The following is a 21064-nucleotide window of genomic DNA, read 5'->3' on the forward strand; positions in this document are numbered from 1 at the left end:
AGAAATAGTCATTTTATTAAATGCTCAATCCTTTATTTTTTCACGATAAAATAGTATATCCTAATTTTCACTCAGACGAATTTTATCCAAATCCAGAGCAAGATTTCCTTTTTCTATCTCGAAGCGTATAACCGTAGTTATATCCTCGGCTCTATACATAGATAAATTTGCTATAATTTGATGTATGGGTATCGTATCCTTCTCTTTCAGAAGATCTTTTAGACTGTCAGCAATAGCATTATAACGTTTATTGGTTAATCCCGAGTCATTTTTAGCAAGACACACATCACAATATCCGCAATCTTTAGCATCACTTTCGCCAAAATAAGTCAATAGAATACGGCTACGACACTGATCTTTCTGCTCCGCATAATACGACATTGTCTGAATACGCTTTTCGAAACGGCTCTTTCTATCCTCATAGATCAATCGAGGGATACGCACATATTTGCTCTCAATGCGAGGATGTGTATATGTTACTAAAGGAGTTTTTTTATGCGGTATATAATCTAGCACCTGCTGCTTCGACAGCATTTTCAAAGTCTCGTAAACATGCTTGCGAGATACTCCGGCTTTAGATGCTATCGATTCCTCATCAATATTTGCATAATCGGCAAAAAGTCCGGTATAAAGGCGTAAAATTATATTTATAAGATTATCAGTATCACGTTCGAATCTATAATGATAAAGATCATCACGATATACTTTGAACATTAGTCGTGAGCGGTTATCTATCTCGTCCGAATATTCAATATATCCGGCAAGCGTCAAAAGCTTCAAGGCACTATGCACCTGAATCATCGGCAGCTTATAGTTTCCACAAAACTCTTTCAAATTAAAATCGTAAGTCATCCCCATCCCTGCTCCATCAGCTACTTGACAATAATAAGCCAACGAATCATAGACTTTCAGTATAAAGTCTCGATCAGGGAATTCATCTACAATTCGTTTCTTCAGCTTCGAACTGTCTTGCTTTACGTAAAGGATGACTGCATATGCTTTTTCTCCGTCACGACCAGCACGACCAGCCTCTTGAAAATACTCTTCGAGCGAGTTTGGCAAATCCATATGAACGACCAAACGTACATTTGGTTTGTCGATTCCCATCCCGAAAGCATTAGTAGAAACAATGATACGGCACTCGTCGTTTTTCCACGCATTCTGCTTACGTATCTTATCATTATATAATAATCCGGCATGGAAATAATCGGCCGAGAAGCCAACTTTTTGCAGATATTCTGCTATTTCTTTCGTTTTCTGACGACTTCTCACATATACTATAGTAGATCCTTGCACTCGATTCAAGAGGTTAACCAACGGCTCAGTTTTATCCTCAACCTGACGAACAAGATATGCCAGATTAGAACGTGAAAAGCTTGTCTTAAATACATTCTTTTCTTTAAAGTTAAGCCGTTCCTGAATATCATCCACTACCTCAGGAGTAGCTGTGGCAGTCAATGCCAAAACCGGCGCATCGGGCAGTAATTCACGAATTCCTGCAATCTGAAGATATGATGGTCGGAAATCGTAGCCCCATTGCGAAATGCAGTGTGCCTCATCCACAACAATCATGCTGATATTCATAAATTTCAGCTTTGCAATAAAAATATCGGAAGCTAAACGTTCGGGCGAAACATAAAGGAACTTATAATCGCCATAAACAGCGTTTTCCAATGTCGTAATGATCTCCTGACGAGTCATCCCCGTATATACCGCCAACGCACGAATACCTCGATCTCGCAGGTTATCAACCTGATCCTTCATCAAGGCAATCAAAGGAGTTACTACAAGACATACCCCTTCTTTCGTCATTGCCGGAACCTGGAAAGTCAATGACTTTCCACCTCCCGTAGGCATCAAACCTAGAGTATCCTTGCCTTCACTTATCGAATGGATAATATCTTCTTGCATTGGGCGGAAACTTGTGTATCCCCAATACCTTTGCAATATTTCGTGATATATATCCATATTTGTGCAATTATTTTACAGTATTCTAATTCTTCAAAAAGTAACAAAAGTGACAAATATTCACTGTATAATCAGTTCTTATTATCGTCACTTCTGTTTATCTTATCATCCGTATTTCATTGATTTATAGAATACAGATAAAGTTTATCTATTTTCATTATCAATCATAATCGCAAGTATCAATATCCTTTACATAAAGCTGGATATTTTTCTTGCCACGATGATTGTTTTCTTCCAGCGTATAGCAAATATCAAATGTATTCTTTCTTATTTTATCAAAAACCACTCCTTGACGAAATGCAATACCATTAACTGGAAACGATGTACTCTTGTCAATCATGTCCAATTTGATATGTACGTTTCCCTTTCCAACCAATTTACTTGTACCATAATCAATTACATTGCGTGTTACAAAAATCGGATTTTCATTTTCTGGACCAAATGGTTGAAACTGAGCTAAATCCTCAATAAACTGTTGGTTAATTTCACGGAAAGTAAGCTCTGCATTGACATCTATCTGAGGTTGCATCATTTCGGGAGCAATTATCTCCATCGAAATTTCTTCGATACGTCGTCTGAATTCATATAGATTCTCCTCTTTTAACGACATCCCCGCAGCATAAGTATGCCCGCCAAAATTTTCAAGTATATCTTTACACGACTCAATAGCTTTGTAGATATCGAAACCACCTACCGAACGAGCTGAACCAGTAATCAATCCATTCGATTTAGTCAGCACTATTGCAGGACGCAGATATTTCTCAGTCAGACGTGAAGCCACGATACCAATTACTCCTTTATGCCAACTCTCGTCGTAAATTACGATACTTTTTTTATTCTGAATATCAATATGTTCGTCGATGAATACATTTGCTTCGTCCGTAATTCGCTTATCCAATTCGCGACGATCATCGTTATAATGATCTATATTCTCACTCATTTTACGGGCTTCGTCCAATGATGTAGCAATCAACAGATCAACAGCCTCTTTACCATTCATCATACGACCCGACGCATTGATACGAGGTCCTATTTTGAATATAATATCGCTGACAGTAATATCTTTATTGTGAGTCAACCCACAAACATCTATTATTCCTTGCAGTCCTACACTGGGATTAGAATTGAGCTGTTTTAATCCAAAATGAGTCAGAATTCGATTTTCGCCGGTAATAGGAACTATGTCTGACGCCACACTTACAGCTACCAGATCTAACAATTCATACAATTCAGCCGGATCAATTTTATTGTTTTGAGCTAGAGCTTGTGCCATTTTGAATCCTACCCCACACCCCGAAAGATGTTCATATGGATAGATCGAATCTGTGCGTTTTGCATCAATAACAGCTACGGCGTCAGGCAATTTATCGTCAGGCATATGATGATCGCCTACGATAAAATCGATACCTTTGCTTTTAGCATATTCAATTTTATCGATCGCTTTAATTCCACAATCTAAGGCAATAATAAGCTTAACTCCGGTTTCGTGAGCATAGTCAATACCCTGCTCGGAAATACCATAACCTTCATCGTAACGATCGGGAATGTAGTAGTCTAAATTTGTTGTAAACTTGCGTAGAAATTTATAAACCAATGCTACCGCAGTAGTACCATCTACGTCATAATCACCATACACCAGAATGCGTTCTTTTTGGCCAAGCGCCTTTTCTATTCGTGCCACAGCCTTATCCATATCAGGCAGTAAAAAGGGATCGTGTAGATCCTCTAAACTCGGATTGAAAAACCTTTCTGCCTTCTCAACCGAGTCAATGCCTCTCTGGATCAGCAATTGAGCCAAAACAGGAGACTTCGCTATTTTCTTCGCGAGCTCATCTCTCTTCTCTTTTTGCTGGGGTGTAAGGACATCGTAATTCCATTTGTAAATCATTATATATAGTTTTTTCTTTTTCTCAGTCGAGGCGGAAACATAAACTCACATTCAAAAAAAGCATTTCGAAGTACTAGATATATGCATGTTTCCGATAGAAATATCAAGATAAATACGCAACGTATATCGACAGATATTCCAATTTGTAAAGATAATATATATATAGTGATTTTCTGCTATTATTTCATCTTTTTATAAGCGAACAATAGCAGTAAATTAATTAATAAAAGTTATAATCTTTCTTATTGAGAGAAATTACTTATCAACACAACTAGCTTTCAGTCCTCTTATTACAGCTGATGTAAATCCGGCATGCTCAAGCTCGTTGAGCCCTTTTATTGTAATACCTCCGGCCGTAGTCACCTTATCAATTTCTTGCTCGGGATGTGTTCCGTTTGCCTCCAACAAATCAATAGCACCACGCAAAGTCTGAATAGCAATTTCCTTAGCCTGATTTGGATAAAGTCCTAATTCCACACCACCCTCCATCGAAGCTCTAATATAACGAAAGGCATAGGCAATTCCACATGAGGCCAAGGACATACCTGCGCCCATCGTTTTTTCACTGATCACCTCAACTTTACCAAGCTCCTCAAACAAAGACGTAACAAGATTAAGCTGTTCATCTGTCGCATTTCTTGATGTCACAAAAGTCATACTTTGCTTTACAGCAATTGCCGTATTTGGCATCACTCCAAAAACCGTCTTACCCTTGCGACTCCAATCCTCCAACTGATCCAACGTTATTCCGGCAGCAACAGAAAGCAACAATTGACCATCTCGCTGGAGAGATTCATTATGCTTATCCAAAAATTCTTCTATGAGCCAAGGCTTTAGAGCTAAAACAACAATATCTGCGTTAGCTAGCGAAATATAGTCATCAGCAACTGCATTCAGCTCGGTACATTTAGCTTTCAATTCATCTGCTTTTTCTTGTCTACGGTTAATCACCGTAATATCGCTCGGATCAACAAGTTTACCTGCGGCTAACCCTAAAGCTATTGCACCGCCCATATTTCCACCACCAACTATTGTTATTTTCATAGATTACTCTTTTAAATTACATCGTAAAGTTAAACAAAACATCTTAAAACATGACATTATAATCATTTTCATTAAATTTGTAGAAAAAGAAACAATTATGAAACTAACATACTTATATCACAGTGGTTTTTCTCTCGAATTTGATTCTTTTTCTATTATAATTGATTTTTTCGAGGATACCGACACCGAATACGTTCGCAACGTACTACTTAGCAGTAGTAAACCTCTTTACGTGTTATCCACTCATTCGCATCACGATCATTTCAATCGAGAAATCCTAACATGGAAGCATCGCAAGGGAAATATTACATATATTTTCTCGAAAGAAATACTTGACAGTGAACTCGCAAACCAAAATGATGCGATTTACCTGAATAAATTTGACGAATACAAAGACGAATTCATACAGATAAAAGCATATGGATCCACTGATGCAGGAGCTTCTTTCGCGATCAAAGCGGGCAATCTCAAATTATTTCACGCCGGAGATCTGAACAATTGGCATTGGAACGAAGAATCGACAGCAGAAGAAATCAAAGAGGCTGAAGATCATTATAAATTCGAACTTTCGCAAGTAGCGAATGACATCCGTCATCTCGATCTGGCAATGTTTCCTATTGACCCTAGACTTGGAAAAGACTTCATGAAAGGTGCTACTCAATTCATCAAAACCATTCAAACAGATAGACTAATACCGATGCATTTCACTAGCTATCCATCGAAAGTGAAGTCATTCGAAGCAATTGCAAAAGAACATAATTGTGAGTATATTTGTTTAGTCAAAAAAGGAGATTTTATCACATTATAATTTACAAAATCATGGAAATAAAAGGAAGATTCGACCACTTCAATATCAATGTAACAAACCTTGATAAAAGTATCGAATTCTATAACAAAGCTCTTGGGCTTAAAGAAGTAAGAAGAAAAGTAGCTTCGGACGATTCATTCATACTTGTATATCTTGGCGATGGCGTTACACCGTTCAGTTTAGAATTAACATGGCTTCGCGATCATGCCGATACGCCATACGAATTGGGCGAGAATGAAAGCCACCTATGCATCCGCGTAGAAGGCGACTATGATAAAATTCGCGAATATCATAAAGAAAACGGCTGGGTATGCTACGAGAATCACAGCATGGGTTTGTATTTCATTAACGACCCGGACGACTACTGGATTGAAGTTCTACCCGTTAAATAACTAGGATTTAGACTTTTTTTAAGCCTTTTACAATCAGTATTCTAAGAATTTAACAAAATTCATACCGATGGAGTTACAAAGAATGCAATGAAGTATTATCTTTGTAACTTTATCATTTGTATAAATTAAAGATGGAAATATTTCTCTCTATTCTAATTACTCTATTTTTCGTACTACTTAACGGTTTTTTCGTCGCAGCTGAGTTTGCAATTGTTAAAGTTAGAGGTTCACAAATTGAACTAAAAGCACAAGAAGGCAATCGCACAGCGGTACTTGCAAAACACATAACACATCATCTGGATGCATATCTTGCAGCAACCCAGTTTGGTATTACCATAGCCAGTTTGGCTCTGGGGATGATCGGAGAACCTGTCGTTTCAAAACTTGTCACTGCATTTTTCAGCCTGATAGGGATTAACTTTGAATCATTCTCTATTTTCGGATTCGAAATTACCATTCATGCAATAAGTATTGGTCTTGCATTCCTCATCATTACGATACTGCATATCGTGTTTGGAGAGCTTGCTCCGAAATCGATTGCAATACAACGATCGGAGCAAACAACATTGTTTGTATCTTACCCCTTACAAGCTTTCTATTGGCTATGTCGCCCAATGATTTGGTTATTGAACGGCGTAGCTAACTTTTTCATCAAAGCTATTGGATTACACTCTATATCGGAAGAAGAAAGCACATATAGTAGTGATGAACTTAAATATTTGGTTGATCAAGCAACAGAAAGTGGTCAAACTGAAGCCGAAGGTCCAGACTTTAAACTGATCAAGAATGCTTTCGATTTTTCGGAACGTACAGCCAAACAAATTATGGTTCCACGCACGCACGTTGTAGCCATTGACTTGAACGACTACGAGTTGAAAGATATAGAGCATGTCATAGACGAAGGATTTTCACGTATTCCCTGCTATGAAGACAACATTGACAATACAGTTGGAATTGTACACCTAAAAGATTTGCTCGAACAAATGTGGAGGAGCGATGCAGAACTTGTAGATATTCGGTCGGTTGTTCGTCCGGTTTCTTTTATTCCTGAGACAAAACGTATCGGAGTACTACTTAAAGAATTCCAAATAAAACACCAGCAAATAGCTATGGTGCTGAACGAATATGGCGGTGTAGAAGGCGTTATAACGATGGAAGACATTCTTGAAGAACTAGTTGGTGAGATCCAAGACGAGTCGGACAACGAAATTCCATTTGTAGAAAAGAAAGACGATAATACATATGTCGTATTAGCTACGGCTGCCATAAGCGATATTAATGATAACTTGCCTCACCCTATCGACCGCGAAAAGCAATACGATACACTTGCAGGGTATTTGATCGATAAATTTGGGCGCATACCAACTGCTCACGACAGCCTCGAATCGGAAGGTTATGAGTATATAGTACTGAAAAAGATGAAAACATCAATCGTACTGGTACAGATGAGAGACCTACTAGTAAATCAGAACGAGGAAGACGAATCAACAAAATAAGTAAATGGATTTTGAATTACAATATACCGATCCAAACTCGGATGCCCGAGCTGGATTGATAACTACTGATCATGGTCAGATAGAAACTCCTATTTTCATGCCTGTAGGCACACAAGGAGCAGTAAAAGCCGTTCACATGCCCGAGCTAGAAAATGACATCAAGGCTCAGATCATTCTTGGCAATACATACCATCTATATCTGCGTCCGGGGATTGAAACTCTGAAAGCTGTGGGTGGACTACATAAGTTTAACAGTTGGAGCAAACCTATACTGACCGATAGTGGCGGTTTTCAGGTATTTTCTCTAGCTCACAATCGTAAACTAACCGAAGAGGGTGCAATTTTTCGCTCCCACATTGATGGCTCCAAGCACTATTTCACTCCTGAATCGGTAATGGATATCGAACGTGCCATTGGAGCTGATATCATGATGGCTTTCGATGAATGTACTCCGGGAACTGCAGACTATAATTACGCAAAGAAATCTCTCGAGCTAACAGAAAGATGGCTCGATCGCTGCATTACGCGCTTCAACGAAACAGAATGCGAATATGGCTATCGTCAGGCACTGTTTCCTATTGTGCAAGGATGTGTTTATCCCGATCTGAGAAAACGTGCTGCCGAAAATGTAGCATCCAAAGGAGCTGACGGAAATGCCATCGGAGGACTTGCCGTAGGTGAACCTACAGAGAAGATGTACGAAATGATAGAAGTTGTCAACGAAGTACTTCCAAAAGACAAGCCACGCTATCTGATGGGCGTTGGAACTCCTGCTAATATTCTCGAAGCGATAGAGCGAGGTGTAGATATGTTCGATTGTATTATGCCAACACGCAATGGACGCAATGGACAACTATTCACACAGAATGGTATTATGAATATGCGTAATGCTAAATGGGCAAAAGACTTCTCTCCACTTGATGAAAATGGCACTTCATTTGTCGACACATTATATTCAAAAGCTTATCTTCGTCACTTGTTTATAACTGACGAGATATTAGCTCTGCAAATAGCATCTATTCACAATCTGGCATTTTATTTATGGCTTGTGAAAGAAGCTCGCAAACATATTATTGCAGGAGATTATGCTTCGTGGAAAAAAGAAATGGTAATAAACGTATCGAGAAGACTTTAATATATAAGCCTAAGTATGAAAAAAGCGATATCGAAAATAGATAAATACATCATAGTGAAGTTTTTGGGAACATACGTATTCTCAATCATCCTCATTATTTCGATCGCTGTAGTTTTCGATTTTAACGAAAAGCTGGATAAATTCATCAAGAACGATGCTCCTACCAGTGCAATTATATTCGATTATTATCTGAACTTCATCCCATACTTTTCTAATCTGTTTAGTGCTTTATTCGTCTTTATATCTGTAATTTACTTCACATCAAAGCTAGCTGACAACTCCGAGATTATCGCCATGTTATCGACCGGTATGAGTTTCAAACGTTTGATGAAACCATACATGATTTCGGCAGGAGTAATTGCACTTATCACGTTCGTTCTCAGCTGCTTTATAATTCCGCCGGCCAATAAGAGTAGAATTGATTTTCAGAACAAGTACGTAAGAAACAAAGAGATTACGCATGCTAATCGTGTACAGATGCAGATAGATGAAGGACTCATCTTCTACATTGGTCGATTCAATAAGAACGACAACAAAGGTCGCGAACTAGCTCTGGATAAATTCTCAGAAAAGAATCTCGACACACGATTAACTGCTCAGAGTTTTACATATAACGACAGTAATTCGTGGACATTGAATAATTACACGATTCGTGATTTGCGAGGTACGCAAGAAAAAATCATTAGCGGAACAAAACTTGATACAACAATAAACGTAACACCTCAGGATTTTCTGGTATCTCCTACCGACTACGAACTCATGACTTCTCCCGAGCTGTACAGATATATCAAAAGGCAGAAAGAAAGAGGTATGATTGACATTGGAGGAGTAAGTCTGATGCAATTCGAAGTAGAATATCACAAACGCTTCGCTTCGGTATTCTCTGCATTCATATTAACAATCATCGGGGCATCGCTATCCGCACGTAAAGTTAAAGGTGGAATGGGACTTAATATCGGTATAGGACTTGGACTAAGTGTTACATATATACTATTTATGACGGTCAGTTCATCATTTGCAGTATCTGGTTCTATGTCACCAATGCTTGCTGTTTGGTTTCCAAATATAGTGTATATTTTTATTGCTGCATATTTCTACCGAAAAGCACCAAATTAAGAAACTGTTCAATTAATTGGCATAATTCATTGCATGATAGTAATCTAAAGTTCCTTCCTGCAATTGAATCACTATTCTTTCTATATTGGCATCTTTACCTTGTGGATCATATTCAGCTTTCAAGCTATTACCAAACAATCCTGCAAAAGCATTATATACTCCTGCACGAAAATCTCCTAAAAGGGCTTTTACAATCGTATAAGAAGTAATATTACATTCACGATCAATCAGTTTAATTAAAATTTGACCTTGAGTACGAGTCATTTTCTTCATATGTGGCTTATACTCATCCATCATATATTTCTGCACCGCTTCAAGATGTTTTTGCTTAGCTTTTTCGTTAGGTAAAGTTTCCATAAACTCGTAAGTTTCAATTACCGATCGAGCTATCATACGAGCATACGGATATGTTTTACGCACATCACGAACTAATTTTGAATAAGCTACTTTTTCTTTCCTATTCTTAAACTTCATAGGAGCAAATACATGTACTTGCCGCAAGGCAAAAAGCGGAATAGTATCATTATCTACCAATATATAAACCTGCCGATGCATCAAGGGTTTCTTATCATCTTCCTTCTCTTGTGCATTTACACCTAAAGAAATGATAATAAGAAATATAAACAATAATATTTGGACAAGTTTTTTCATAGAAAAAAGCATACTATTTTCATCAAATATACTAGAAAAAGGAACTAAGAGGTCAAATTTTATATTAAAAATTCTTCAAAGCAGAATAGACTTTCTTCCCCTTTAAGTAATAAGCACTTAATATACTCTTGTTAAATTGAGTCGGGATCACTTTTTGCGTTGTTTTGTTAAGGTTATCCAATCGAATCGAATCGTACTTCGATCTTATATTTACAAAGTCTTTATAGGCATCTAATACAGCTTTAGCATTTGCTATATTTCCGGTAAGTAAAAACTTAAGAGCTGCTACCCTATCAAGCATTTTCCTTACTTTATAGATCGATTTAAACTTCGAATCTGGTAGATTCTTGTATAACATCAATAGATTATTTCGAAAATTCAGAAAAGTTTTTCTCGGACTCTCTTGATTTAATGTGGCCCCACCTACATGATAGACGACTGATTGTGGCACACATTGTAATATCCGTCTACGTGCATTAAGCCTCCAGCAGAGATCTATCTCTTCCATATGTGCAAAGAAGCTGGCGTCAAGGCCACCGGCACTGAAATAATCCTTCGAACGGATAACTAAGCATGCACCTGTCGCCCAGAATATATCTGCAACTGAATCATATTGCCCTTGATCTTTTTCGAGTGAAGTAAATATACGGCCTCGACAGAAGGGATAACCGTATTTATCAATAAATCCACCGGCAGCTCCGGCGTATTCAAAATATTCTTTATCGCGAAAAGCACAAATTTTAGGTTGGACAGCTGCTACCTGCTCGTTCGAATCAAGTTGATACACTAGAGGTTCCAACCAGTTTTCAGATACTTCGACATCTGAATTAAGGAGTACAAAATATTCTGCTTCGATTTCTCTTAATGCCCTATTGTAACCTTCTGCAAAACCATAATTCTGATCTAACTCGAGAAGACGAATATTGGGATAATTAGCTCGTATAAAAGATACTGAGTCGTCGGTTGAAGCGTTATCTGCTACAACAATTTCAGCTAAAGCTGAAGAGGTATAGCTTACTACCGATGGGAGAAATTGTTCGAGCAATTTCATTCCATTCCAATTCAATATAACGACTGCTACCTTTTTCACTTATCTCTGTGTTTTATTTCTTGCTGTTGGCGTTCCACGTCTTCACGTTTACGTTTCCAGCGCTTATGCGACCACAACCAATATGCAGGATTACGAAGTATTGTTTTTTCCATAGCACGTGCATACTTTTCGGTAATTGCAAATTCAGGTTCTTCTTTAGGATTATCCGAAATCAATCGAACAGTAGCTTCGTAATATCCTCGTTTAACCTTTTGTACATCCAAATAGCAAACATAAAACTCAGTCTGTTTAGCAATACGCTCTACCCCATTGAAAAACGGTGTTTCTTGATTTAAGAATGTTGTCCAATAATGGATATTCATTACCGAAGGAGTCTGATCTGCCATGAAACCAATCATCGTCTGGATACCATCCCTACGCTTACGGATAATTGCCCGAAATGTATCATCCTTTGCTATACTGAAGGTATTGAAGCGACTACGTATCTTCAAGAAAAGACGATCGAAAGCTTTATTCTTTAAAGGACGATAAATTTGGCCAAGCTGAAAATTTGTTCCACCAAGATGCATCATCAATGAGGGTATCCACTCCCAATTACCATAGTGTCCCAGATACATCAAAACAGAATTTCCGTCTTTTGACAATTCCTGCACTAACTCAAGATTATGAAACTTCATCCGTTTCAATATCTCCTTATCCGATACATGCAGCAGTTTAATCGTCTCGAAATAATAATCACATAGATTGTGATAGAAATCCTTCTCTATCCTTTTAAGTTCATCGCCCGATTTATCAGGAAAGGAGGCTGCCAGATTCCGACGTACAACTTTAAGACGATACCCTACCAAATGATATACAACATAATACAACATATCTGAAAAGACATACAAAACCCTAAAAGGCAGGATTGCGTGTAGCCACATGTACGCATATAAGATATAGTATTGTATTTTGTCCATTATTTCAGTTTTAACGCAGTTTTAGTTTCTCCGAATTCGCCTAATGTACCAATTGTTATTTCATTGATCTTTGCAGCATCATACGGAGCTTCGACCTTCACATAGTTTTCAGTAAAACCATACATAATTCCATCGTACTCGGTATGTTCGAAAAGAATCTTAGCTTCTTTTCCTTGCTGCGATTTATAGAAGTCATGCAATTTACGATCAGAAATATCCAACAAAGTTTTTGAGCGGGCATGCTTTGTTTTAGGATCAACTTCGTGATCTATTTTCAACGCCATAGTTCCAGGTCTTTCGGAATAGGTAAATACGTGCAATTGCGAAAAATCTAAGCTTTCAATAAATTGACGGGCATCTTCGAAATACTCATCTGTTTCGCCACGTGTACCAACAATTACGTCAACTCCGATAAATGCATGAGGCATAACCGACTTAATTTTTTCTACTTTGTGTCTGAACAAAGCTGTATCATACTTACGTTTCATCAGCTTCAACACATCATCTGATCCCGATTGTAATGGTATATGAAAATGCGGAGCAAAACGTTTTGAAGTAGAAACAAAGTCAATAATTTCGTCTGTCAACAAGTTTGGTTCTATTGACGAGATACGGAAACGCTCGATTCCTTCTACCTCATCTAATGCTTTTACAAGATCAAAGAAACTCTCACCGGTTGTACGTCCGAAGTCTCCGATATTTACACCTGTAAGAACAATTTCCTTCCCTCCATTAGCCACAACTTCTTTTGCTTGTTTTACTAAGCTTTCGATAGATCCGTTGCGACTTCGTCCTCTCGCAAATGGAATTGTACAGAACGAACAGAAATAATCGCACCCATCTTGTACTTTTAGAAAATAACGTGTACGATCATCATCATTCGAACATGAAGGTACAAATGAGCGTATTTTTCCTATCTTGGTAGTATGTATTACTCCTTTATCCTTTTTCTTTAGTTCATCCAGATAAGAAACTACATCTAGTTTCTCTTCAGAACCCAGAACTAAATCAACCCCCTCGATATTTCCCAAATCTTCTGGTTTCAATTGAGCATAACATCCCGTAACAATTATATAAGCTCCGGGATTATCCTTTATCATTTTACGAACTGCCTGACGGCATTTCTTATCAGCAAATTCTGTCACCGAACATGTATTAATAACACAAATATCGGCACTTTCCCCTTCGCGGGCACGTCTAACACCTACAGCTGAAAGCTGTTTTCCTAACGCTGAAGTTTCAGCAAAATTGAGTTTGCAGCCCAATGTTAAATAAGCTGCACGTTTATTTTCGAATACTGAATGATCAATCATTTAAATTTATACCTTTTTATAAGGCTACAAAGATAAGTTTTTTTCAGCAAAGAAGTGTCTAGTCTATGACATATAGATAATTATGATTGCCCATAACTAACGTATGCCCTATATAAGCCTTACTACACAAAAAACAGAGCAATGATGCAGACAAAAAGTTATAAATTACAAAGAACTCATTAATCTATGTTTAAAGGATTGGATTCTACACCTCTTTTTTATATTTTCGCATAACTTATTTAAGAAATATATTACTATGCAATATAAAATAACAGCTCCGAAAGACATAGAGACATCCATCAATTTACCAACATCAAAAAGTATCAGTAACAGAGCGATTATCTTGAATGCTCTTAGCATGAGCGACTATCCTATTCAGAACTTATCTGACTGCGATGATACGCGTGTTATGATCGATGCATTCGAGAACGAGACTAACCTTATTGATGTTAAAGCTGCTGGAACTGCCATGCGATTCTTAACAGCTTTCTTATCACGAGTACCTGGCACATGGATCATTACCGGAACCGAGCGAATGCAGGAACGCCCAATCAATGTATTGGTCGATGCTTTAATATCGTTAGGAGCGCGAATTGAGTATCTAGGTAAATTGGGTTATCCACCACTCAAAATAAAAGGGACAGCCTTAGATGGTGGCGAGATCTATCTATCCGGCGAAGTTAGTTCACAGTTTATATCTGCGCTATTAATGATTGCTCCTACAATGAGCAAAGGTCTCACTATTCATCTAGAAGGGAACATTATATCTGTTCCATACATCAAACTCACATTAGGTATGATGGCTCAATATGGTGTAAAATCTCATTGGAATGGCAATACAATTAAAATATATTACGAAGACTATCGCCCTACCCCTTATATTGTAGAAGCCGATTGGTCTGCTGCATCCTATTGGTACGAAATTGCAGCTTTGTCTGATCATGCCAGAATAGAGCTTAAAGGCTTATTTAAAAACAGCATGCAAGGGGATGCCAAAGTTGCCGAATTATTCATGGATCTTGGTATTGCGACTGAATTTACAGAAGATGGAGTTATCTTGACAAAGACAAATCGTATAACCAAAAAGATGTTCCACGACTTCGTCAACGAACCCGATTTGGCCCAGACTTTTGCTGTTACCTGCTGCATGATGGGAATACCATTTATGTTTACAGGATTGCAATCTCTGAAAATAAAGGAAACAGATCGCATTGAAGCTCTAAAAGTTGAGCTTGCAAAATTGGGTTTTGTACTTCGTGATAGAGAAAATAGCATTCTCGAATGGGATGGAGAACGTTGCATTCCTGATGCTAAACCCGTAATAAAAACTTACGAAGATCATCGAATGGCTATGGCATTTGCGCCTGCTGCGATTAAAGTTGAAGGTCTGATAATTGACAGTCCAGGAGTTGTATCTAAATCATACCCTAGATACTGGAATGATCTAGAACAGATAGGCTTTACGGTCGAAGAATAAGATTACTTTTCAAAATATAAAAACGGTTCATAAAATTTCACGAACCGTTTTTTTTTGTTTTATTCACTTGGAGTATTAGCTACTACGCGTCTTATCTTATATTCTCCAAAAATTGAGATATAATCGTCAATCCACTTATACATTCCATTTTTACGCAATAGGCGTTCTGCTTCAAGTGGCATTATCTGAGGGTCTTGCCATGAAATATGGATATAGCACCGGCCACCATTGTTAGATTGTATATAAAGACGAATCCCTGAGAATAGACGTTCACCTTCTTCACCCAAAGAATATCCTATACCCATAATCATAGGGCGAATATTCAAATCAGCCATTAACTTTCCAAAAGACTCACCCACATATGCTTCAGCTCTATCCTCGAAATTATACCGAATAAATGCTACAGTATCAAGTTTAAAATCTGTAATAGTCTGATAGACGAGAGTATCTGTTTCCTCTTTCTGCGAATACAGATTTATCAGTCCCACAATGGATATCAATATGATTAACAATATTTTTTTCATAAACCAATCTCTATTAATAAATAACAAATATAAAGAAAGAAGCTCTCATATCATCAGATAAAAGAACTTCTCGTCAAAAAAACTTATTCAACTAATTTAGGGATTTCAATTCTCAGCTTCGAACTCTCTCAATTCATCTAAAGAGTCATTTATATTTTTTATCTTATTGATAAATATCTTTTTATAAGCATATAACATTATCAATATCGCTATTACTCCAATTATTACCGCAGTCAGGATGCCATACAAACTTATTCGATTATTAGAGATAACCATCAAAATCATCCAGCCTATAAACCATATCAAACCAATATACAATTCATACTGGATATACTTTCTATAATTAGCGACCTTAGGTGCAACCTTTGTCACGGGCATACCCATCAAATCAATACCTTTTAGGTATCTCAATTTATAGAATTGCCAGACTCCTCCGGCAATACATGGCAAAGTAAAGTATAGTGCTACATATAGCTTTTCAGTATACAAGTAAACTACACAGATAGGTAATATGAATATCAACAAGACAAGCGCAAAAGTCTCCCATCTCACAAGAGAGGCATGAGCACTATGCCCTCGCTTACGTATAATATTCTGAAGTTTTTCTTCGTCGATAACAGATTTTACGTTCAAGTTCTGCCATCCACTTTTTATATTATCTAGTTCCATCATACTATTAATTTGAATTTCCTTCGGACATTTTTCGAAGTTTTTCTTTAATCCGATTTAGTTTTGTAGCTACATTAGTGACTGTCATCCCCATAATTTCAGCCATTTCTTTATATGATTTATCTTCTAGATAAAGTAGGACAAGAGCGCGCTCTAACTTTCCCAATTGATTAATCATTGCATATAGTTCCTGAATCTGATCATCCTTCTGATCTATAGCCTCGCTTAATTCAGGTAAGATTTCTAAATACGAAGTAGACACTTTTTTCCTTCTGAAGAATGATATACATGTATTCAACGCAATACGATATATCCATGTCGATGGTTTACTATCCCCTTTAAAGCTAGGATAGCCTTTCCACACATTTATTATGACTTCCTGATAAAGGTCTGCTATCGGATTCTCGGCATCAGCATAGAATGAGGCTACTTTATATATAATCCGCTCATTTTGTTGAATAATCGATAGAAACTCTTTATCTACAGTTTCTTTCTCCATCAGGATTTAAAAATCTTTTTTTTATATAAGACGCGACACTTTCTATTTTGTCACATCAAAAACGATTAAAAATAAAAAGAACCTCGCAAAATCACACAAGGTTCTTTAATATTATCTTAGACTACAGCTTTACTCTGCTTTTTTTGTAGCAAACTTAGCTTTCAATACTTCGTATATCGCAGGCATAATAGAGATTAGAATAATGATTCCTGCAACTATTTGCAAGTTATTTTGAATTATTTCTAAACCTCCAACGCAATATCCAAGCATACAGAATACTGTTACCCATACAATTCCTCCGATTATATTAAACGAGAAGAAATGATGATATGTCATCTTACCCATACCTGCCACAAATGGAGCAAACGTACGAACAATAGGGACAAATCGAGCTATTATTATTGTTTTACCGCCATGCTTTTCATAAAACTGATTCGTTTTCTCCAGATAACTTTGTTTGAATATCTTCGAATCAGGATTCCTGAATAAACGTTTCCCAAAAGAGTGCCCAATATGATAATTGGCTGCATCGCCTAAAATGGCAGCTACAATCAAAATCAACATCAGTATAACGATATTTAAATCGTTCGTATCGCGGTGTGCAATGGTTCCAGCTAAAAACAACAACGAATCGCCCGGTAAAAACGGAGTTACAACCAATCCGGTTTCACAAAAAATAATAATAAATAAGATTGCGTAAACCCATAAGTTGTAGTCTGTAACTAACTTGTCGAGAGTTGGACCTGTTTCTACCAACAGGTTTATAAGGAACTCCCATATCCCTTGAATAAATTCCATCTGTGTAATTAAACTTTTATTAATCTATTAATTAAGTAAAAGTCCTTGAGCCACCTCATCACGTTTTGCTTTGCCCGCAACCAGTTCAACTAGTTTCAGTGCGAAGTCGAATGTCAAGCCAGGACCTCTTCCTGTTGTTATATTTCCGTCAACCACAACAGCCTTCTCAGTCTGAAGAGTTGCTCCTTCCAAATATTTCTCAAAGCTAGGATAGCACGTTGCATTTTTACCTTTCAACAATCCTAATCCTCCTAACACCATAGGTGAAGCACAAATTGCAGCTACTTTTTCACCTTTGTCAGCAAATGCCTTCAACATGGCTTTCACACCTTCGTGCTCATTATAGTTTGTTGTACCACCAGGAAGCACTAATAATTCGGCCGAAGCTATATCCATTTCGTCAAACATAATATCTGCAACAACAGTCACACCATGGCTAGCTGTCACTTGTTTACTTTCAGTCAATGATACCGTTTTCACGTTCAACCCTGCACGGCGCAGAATATCTACTGTAGCCAATGCTTCAATTTCTTCGAACCCTGTAATCAGGAATACAAATATATTCTTCATAATGATCTTAATTTAGAGTGAATGTATATGTAATTGTTCCAACTTCATCTTTATTTGTCCCAATCTCGTTAAAACGAGTTCGCTTTGCAGCTTTCATCGCCTCTTGAACCAGCGTAGGATTACTAGCAGTAGTTCCTTGCCCTAAAGTCGCTTCAACAACAATTCCTTTCGGATTTACACGTATATTTACGACAACACGTCCTTCGGCATTCACATTATATTCGGGACGAATCAAACCGCCGGCACCAAGTTTACGGTTACCTAGTTTAAATCCACCTCCTACTCCACCGATTCCTGTCTTTTCACCAAAACTTGCATTACCAGTCTCTACACCTTGTGTACCCGTTCCCTGACTATCACCGCGACTTCCGCTACCATCTCCATTCCCGAATAATCCGGCAACCTGATTTCCGATCTTAGCACCAGCTGCAGCTCGTTCTTGAGCCTCACGTTCAGCTTCAGCTTTTTTACGGCGTTCTTCAGCCAATCTTGCTTCGGCAGCTTTTTTCTCGGCTTCTGCTTTCTTGTCTGCTTCCGCTTTGATAGCTACAGTTTCATCTAAATCTTGTGTTGCTAACGTATTGTTAGATTTTGTAGGTTTAGTCACAGCCGCAGCGGCCTCTACAGTTGTAATATCAGCAGCTTCTTCAAAAGCCACAGTTTCATCAGTAGCTCCCATATTTCCTCTGCCAAAAGGTTCATCATCACCTCCGGCTTCTGGTACATTTCCAAACATTACTGGGATTCCACCCAACATCGAGTCGGTTTCGGCATGTACCGTTGGCTGCAAATATGCAAATAGGAGCATCAATATAATAAGAACGTGAAACACACCTGTTCCAACGAGGCTTATCATTTTATCTTTATTAGTTCCCATATCTCCGGCTCTAATTTTAATTCTCTATTATTCTTCCTCTTTCAGCTTCAAACAGTCTTGATATGCTGCAATAGTATTTTCAATGCCTAAATAAAGCGCATCGCTAATCAAGGCATGACCGATCGACACCTCGTCCATCCATGGAATATTTTTGTATAGATAATAAAGATTCTCAAGACTTAAATCATGTCCTGCGTTCAAACCTAATCCTAATTTTTTCGCCAAAGTAGCAGCTTCTAGATATGGAGCCAAAGCTTCTTCTTTATTTCTTGGATAAAGAGTAGCATAAGGCTCAGTATACAGTTCTATACGATCTGTACCCGTCTTTGCAGCGTACTCTATCATCTTCGGATCGGGATCTACAAAGATTGATGTTCGGATACCTGATTCCTGAAACTTATCCACTACTTCCGACAAAAGCGTCAGATGCTCTTCCGTATTCCATCCAGCATTCGAAGTGATAGCGTCTGGCGCATCAGGGACTAGAGTTACTTGTGTTGGACGCACATTAACTACTAACTCGATAAATTTTGCAGACGGATAACCTTCTATATTGAATTCGGTAGTCACTCGCGAACGCAAATCATACACATCTTTGAAACGTATATGGCGCTCATCCGGACGGGGATGAACAGTAATACCATTTGCTCCGAAACGTTCACAATCCATAGCAAATTTCACTACATCCGGAGTATTACCTCCACGTGCGTTACGTATCGTAGCAACTTTATTGATATTTACACTCAGCTTTGTCATTTATCTCTATTAATAAATATATATTCCAAAAGTTTTCCCCAAATTTGTATTGGGCTAATCGAAGTGTACAAATGTACTATGATTTAACGAAAGTAAGGAATATAGATTCTTAAATATTTCTTTTTAAGTTAAAACTTAATATAAAAAGGCCCTTATAATTATAAATCAGGATTAAGAAATCACCCCATAATAAGAAGATGAAAGTAGCGATATTTGGAAGTCGAAACAGTAAAATAGATCGAATTGCCCGTATGTTTGAAATCTTAAACAAACATGAAGTAGAAATTGCTATTCAAGACAATTTCTACAAGCATATTAAATCTCTTGGAATAAAAAACAACATTAACGAAACGATCAAAGATGACAATTTCGATGCAGATATGGCGATTAGCATCGGCGGTGATGGTACATTTCTACGTACAGCTCTGAAAGTAGGACAAAAAGACATTCCTATTTTTGGTATTAATGCAGGGCGTTTAGGCTTCCTTGCCGATGTAGGCGATACTGAATTAGAAATTGCTCTTGAAGATATAGTATATGGAAAATATCGCATCGAGAAACGTAGCCTTTTAAATTTATCAACAGAGAACAAATGTTTTAGCGGATTCAATTGTGCTCTGAATGAAATTGCAATTCTGAAGCAAGATACAGCATCAATGATAACCATCCATGCAATCGTTAATGGCGATTATCTGAATTCGTACGAAGCCGATGGATTAATCATAGCAACTCCAACCGGGTCGACTGCATATTCGATGAGCGTTGGCGGCCCAATTTTGACTCCGACTAGCTCCAACTTTGTTATTTCCCCCATTGCACCTCACAGTCTAACTACACGTCCGCTGGTAGTTGACGATGACTGTGAGATAACACTTGATGTAGCTAGTAGAAGTGGTAGTTTTCTTATATCATTGGATGGTCGCTCCGAAATATGTCCTGTTGGAACGAGACTTACAATTTCGAAAGCAGAATACTCGCTTAAAGTTGTGAAACGTCTTAATCAGACATTCTTCAACACCTTGCGTGAAAAGTTAATGTGGGGAGCTGATTCGAGAAACCTATAATTTTTTTAT

21 protein-coding genes are annotated in these 21064 nt (G+C 37.7%); 7 read left to right on the forward strand and 14 right to left on the reverse strand.

Annotation, left to right across the window (positions count from 1 at the left end; all coding sequences use genetic code 11):
• Positions 1-60 precede the first annotated feature (60 nt).
• From C1A06_RS04330 to proC, 3 genes are all read right to left on the reverse strand, one after another.
• A complete protein-coding gene (locus C1A06_RS04330) occupies positions 61-1968 on the reverse strand; it encodes a RecQ family ATP-dependent DNA helicase (RefSeq protein ID WP_101689015.1) in 1908 nt (635 codons plus the stop codon).
• Between the two features lie 160 nt (positions 1969-2128).
• The gene (recJ, locus tag C1A06_RS04335) at positions 2129-3856 is read right to left on the reverse strand and encodes a single-stranded-DNA-specific exonuclease RecJ (RefSeq protein ID WP_101689016.1); all 1728 of its coding nucleotides are present in this window, start codon (positions 3854-3856) and stop codon (positions 2129-2131) included.
• A 255-nt stretch (positions 3857-4111) separates the two neighbouring features.
• Positions 4112-4900 carry a pyrroline-5-carboxylate reductase gene (gene proC / locus C1A06_RS04340; protein ID WP_101689017.1) on the reverse strand — a complete coding sequence of 263 codons (789 nt, stop codon included), beginning with the start codon at positions 4898-4900 and terminating at the stop codon, positions 4112-4114.
• 97 nt (positions 4901-4997) lie between these two features.
• Between proC and C1A06_RS04345 the strand changes: the two genes are divergently transcribed.
• From C1A06_RS04345 to C1A06_RS04365, 5 genes are all read left to right on the forward strand, one after another.
• A complete protein-coding gene (locus tag C1A06_RS04345) occupies positions 4998-5708 on the forward strand; it encodes an MBL fold metallo-hydrolase (RefSeq protein WP_101689018.1) in 711 nt (236 codons plus the stop codon).
• Positions 5709-5719: 11 nt separating this feature from the next.
• Positions 5720-6100 carry a VOC family protein gene (locus C1A06_RS04350; RefSeq protein WP_101689019.1) on the forward strand — a complete coding sequence of 127 codons (381 nt, stop codon included), beginning with the start codon at positions 5720-5722 and terminating at the stop codon, positions 6098-6100.
• A gap of 131 nt (positions 6101-6231) precedes the next feature.
• Positions 6232-7596, forward strand: coding sequence for a hemolysin family protein (locus C1A06_RS04355; protein ID WP_101689020.1), 1365 nt, complete (start codon positions 6232-6234; stop codon positions 7594-7596).
• Positions 7597-7600: 4 nt separating this feature from the next.
• Positions 7601-8731: a tRNA guanosine(34) transglycosylase Tgt gene (tgt, locus tag C1A06_RS04360; protein ID WP_101689021.1), complete on the forward strand. Its 1131-nt coding sequence runs from the start codon at positions 7601-7603 to the stop codon at positions 8729-8731.
• Between the two features lie 15 nt (positions 8732-8746).
• A complete protein-coding gene (locus C1A06_RS04365; RefSeq protein WP_101689022.1) occupies positions 8747-9847 on the forward strand; it encodes an LptF/LptG family permease in 1101 nt (366 codons plus the stop codon).
• Between the two features lie 12 nt (positions 9848-9859).
• Here C1A06_RS04365 and C1A06_RS04370 read toward each other — a convergent pair whose 3' ends face one another.
• The 4 genes from C1A06_RS04370 to mtaB form a co-directional block, all read right to left on the reverse strand.
• A complete protein-coding gene (locus C1A06_RS04370; RefSeq protein ID WP_101689023.1) occupies positions 9860-10498 on the reverse strand; it encodes a DUF4294 domain-containing protein in 639 nt (212 codons plus the stop codon).
• Positions 10499-10562: 64 nt separating this feature from the next.
• Positions 10563-11588, reverse strand: a complete 1026-nt coding sequence (locus C1A06_RS04375) for a glycosyltransferase family 2 protein (protein ID WP_101689024.1) — start codon at positions 11586-11588, stop codon at positions 10563-10565.
• Positions 11585-12508: a lysophospholipid acyltransferase family protein gene (locus C1A06_RS04380; RefSeq protein ID WP_101689025.1), complete on the reverse strand. Its 924-nt coding sequence runs from the start codon at positions 12506-12508 to the stop codon at positions 11585-11587. The genes C1A06_RS04375 and C1A06_RS04380 overlap by 4 nt, the downstream gene beginning before the upstream one ends.
• On the reverse strand, positions 12508-13821 hold the full coding sequence (gene mtaB, locus C1A06_RS04385) for a tRNA (N(6)-L-threonylcarbamoyladenosine(37)-C(2))-methylthiotransferase MtaB (protein WP_101689026.1): 1314 nt from the start codon (positions 13819-13821) through the stop codon (positions 12508-12510). Before mtaB ends, C1A06_RS04380 begins: the two co-directional genes overlap by 1 nt.
• A gap of 256 nt (positions 13822-14077) precedes the next feature.
• Here mtaB and C1A06_RS04390 point away from each other — a divergent pair, with 256 nt between their 5' ends.
• Positions 14078-15298 carry a 3-phosphoshikimate 1-carboxyvinyltransferase gene (locus C1A06_RS04390; RefSeq protein WP_101689027.1) on the forward strand — a complete coding sequence of 407 codons (1221 nt, stop codon included), beginning with the start codon at positions 14078-14080 and terminating at the stop codon, positions 15296-15298.
• 59 nt (positions 15299-15357) lie between these two features.
• On the opposite strand, the gene C1A06_RS04395 is transcribed toward C1A06_RS04390, so the two are convergent.
• From C1A06_RS04395 to C1A06_RS04425, 7 genes are all read right to left on the reverse strand, one after another.
• Complete coding sequence (locus tag C1A06_RS04395; RefSeq protein WP_101689028.1) at positions 15358-15822, reverse strand: hypothetical protein; 465 nt, start codon at positions 15820-15822, stop codon at positions 15358-15360.
• Positions 15823-15927: 105 nt separating this feature from the next.
• Complete coding sequence (locus C1A06_RS04400) at positions 15928-16494, reverse strand: hypothetical protein (RefSeq protein WP_145996338.1); 567 nt, start codon at positions 16492-16494, stop codon at positions 15928-15930.
• A 4-nt stretch (positions 16495-16498) separates the two neighbouring features.
• Positions 16499-16990 carry an RNA polymerase sigma factor gene (locus tag C1A06_RS04405; RefSeq protein WP_101689030.1) on the reverse strand — a complete coding sequence of 164 codons (492 nt, stop codon included), beginning with the start codon at positions 16988-16990 and terminating at the stop codon, positions 16499-16501.
• Positions 16991-17119: 129 nt separating this feature from the next.
• On the reverse strand, positions 17120-17788 hold the full coding sequence (locus C1A06_RS04410; protein WP_101689031.1) for a DedA family protein: 669 nt from the start codon (positions 17786-17788) through the stop codon (positions 17120-17122).
• 27 nt (positions 17789-17815) lie between these two features.
• The gene (locus tag C1A06_RS04415) at positions 17816-18358 is read right to left on the reverse strand and encodes a DJ-1 family glyoxalase III (RefSeq protein ID WP_101689032.1); all 543 of its coding nucleotides are present in this window, start codon (positions 18356-18358) and stop codon (positions 17816-17818) included.
• 7 nt (positions 18359-18365) lie between these two features.
• On the reverse strand, positions 18366-19235 hold the full coding sequence (locus C1A06_RS04420; protein WP_101689033.1) for an energy transducer TonB family protein: 870 nt from the start codon (positions 19233-19235) through the stop codon (positions 18366-18368).
• A 27-nt stretch (positions 19236-19262) separates the two neighbouring features.
• Entirely contained in the window at positions 19263-19991 is a 729-nt protein-coding gene (locus C1A06_RS04425; protein ID WP_101689034.1) for a pyridoxine 5'-phosphate synthase, read from the reverse strand.
• Between the two features lie 197 nt (positions 19992-20188).
• Here C1A06_RS04425 and C1A06_RS04430 point away from each other — a divergent pair, with 197 nt between their 5' ends.
• The gene (locus C1A06_RS04430) at positions 20189-21055 is read left to right on the forward strand and encodes an NAD kinase (RefSeq protein WP_101689035.1); all 867 of its coding nucleotides are present in this window, start codon (positions 20189-20191) and stop codon (positions 21053-21055) included.
• Positions 21056-21064 lie beyond the last annotated feature (9 nt).

The sequence above is a fragment of the Dysgonomonas massiliensis genome (genome assembly GCF_900240225.1).
In the GTDB taxonomy this organism is placed as follows: Bacteria; Bacteroidota; Bacteroidia; order Bacteroidales; family Dysgonomonadaceae; genus Dysgonomonas; species Dysgonomonas massiliensis.

Excerpts from the sequence above, each read along its gene's own strand:
- C1A06_RS04405 (WP_101689030.1), bottom strand. The coding sequence starts at position 16,990 with ATGGAGAAAGAAACTGTAGATAAAGAGTTTCTATCGATTATTCAACAA.
- C1A06_RS04355 (WP_101689020.1), top strand. The coding sequence starts at position 6,232 with ATGGAAATATTTCTCTCTATTCTAATTACTCTATTTTTCGTACTACTT.
- C1A06_RS04415 (WP_101689032.1), bottom strand. The coding sequence starts at position 18,358 with ATGAAGAATATATTTGTATTCCTGATTACAGGGTTCGAAGAAATTGAA.
- C1A06_RS04425 (WP_101689034.1), bottom strand. The coding sequence starts at position 19,991 with ATGACAAAGCTGAGTGTAAATATCAATAAAGTTGCTACGATACGTAAC.
- C1A06_RS04365 (WP_101689022.1), top strand. The coding sequence starts at position 8,747 with ATGAAAAAAGCGATATCGAAAATAGATAAATACATCATAGTGAAGTTT.
- C1A06_RS04370 (WP_101689023.1), bottom strand. The coding sequence starts at position 10,498 with ATGAAAAAACTTGTCCAAATATTATTGTTTATATTTCTTATTATCATT.
- mtaB (WP_101689026.1), bottom strand. The coding sequence starts at position 13,821 with ATGATTGATCATTCAGTATTCGAAAATAAACGTGCAGCTTATTTAACA.
- tgt (WP_101689021.1), top strand. The coding sequence starts at position 7,601 with ATGGATTTTGAATTACAATATACCGATCCAAACTCGGATGCCCGAGCT.
- C1A06_RS04420 (WP_101689033.1), bottom strand. The coding sequence starts at position 19,235 with ATGGGAACTAATAAAGATAAAATGATAAGCCTCGTTGGAACAGGTGTG.
- C1A06_RS04330 (WP_101689015.1), bottom strand. The coding sequence starts at position 1,968 with ATGGATATATATCACGAAATATTGCAAAGGTATTGGGGATACACAAGT.
- C1A06_RS04430 (WP_101689035.1), top strand. The coding sequence starts at position 20,189 with ATGAAAGTAGCGATATTTGGAAGTCGAAACAGTAAAATAGATCGAATT.
- C1A06_RS04345 (WP_101689018.1), top strand. The coding sequence starts at position 4,998 with ATGAAACTAACATACTTATATCACAGTGGTTTTTCTCTCGAATTTGAT.
- C1A06_RS04400 (WP_145996338.1), bottom strand. The coding sequence starts at position 16,494 with ATGATGGAACTAGATAATATAAAAAGTGGATGGCAGAACTTGAACGTA.
- C1A06_RS04395 (WP_101689028.1), bottom strand. The coding sequence starts at position 15,822 with ATGAAAAAAATATTGTTAATCATATTGATATCCATTGTGGGACTGATA.
- C1A06_RS04410 (WP_101689031.1), bottom strand. The coding sequence starts at position 17,788 with ATGGAATTTATTCAAGGGATATGGGAGTTCCTTATAAACCTGTTGGTA.
- C1A06_RS04350 (WP_101689019.1), top strand. The coding sequence starts at position 5,720 with ATGGAAATAAAAGGAAGATTCGACCACTTCAATATCAATGTAACAAAC.
- C1A06_RS04390 (WP_101689027.1), top strand. The coding sequence starts at position 14,078 with ATGCAATATAAAATAACAGCTCCGAAAGACATAGAGACATCCATCAAT.
- recJ (WP_101689016.1), bottom strand. The coding sequence starts at position 3,856 with ATGATTTACAAATGGAATTACGATGTCCTTACACCCCAGCAAAAAGAG.
- proC (WP_101689017.1), bottom strand. The coding sequence starts at position 4,900 with ATGAAAATAACAATAGTTGGTGGTGGAAATATGGGCGGTGCAATAGCT.
- C1A06_RS04380 (WP_101689025.1), bottom strand. The coding sequence starts at position 12,508 with ATGGACAAAATACAATACTATATCTTATATGCGTACATGTGGCTACAC.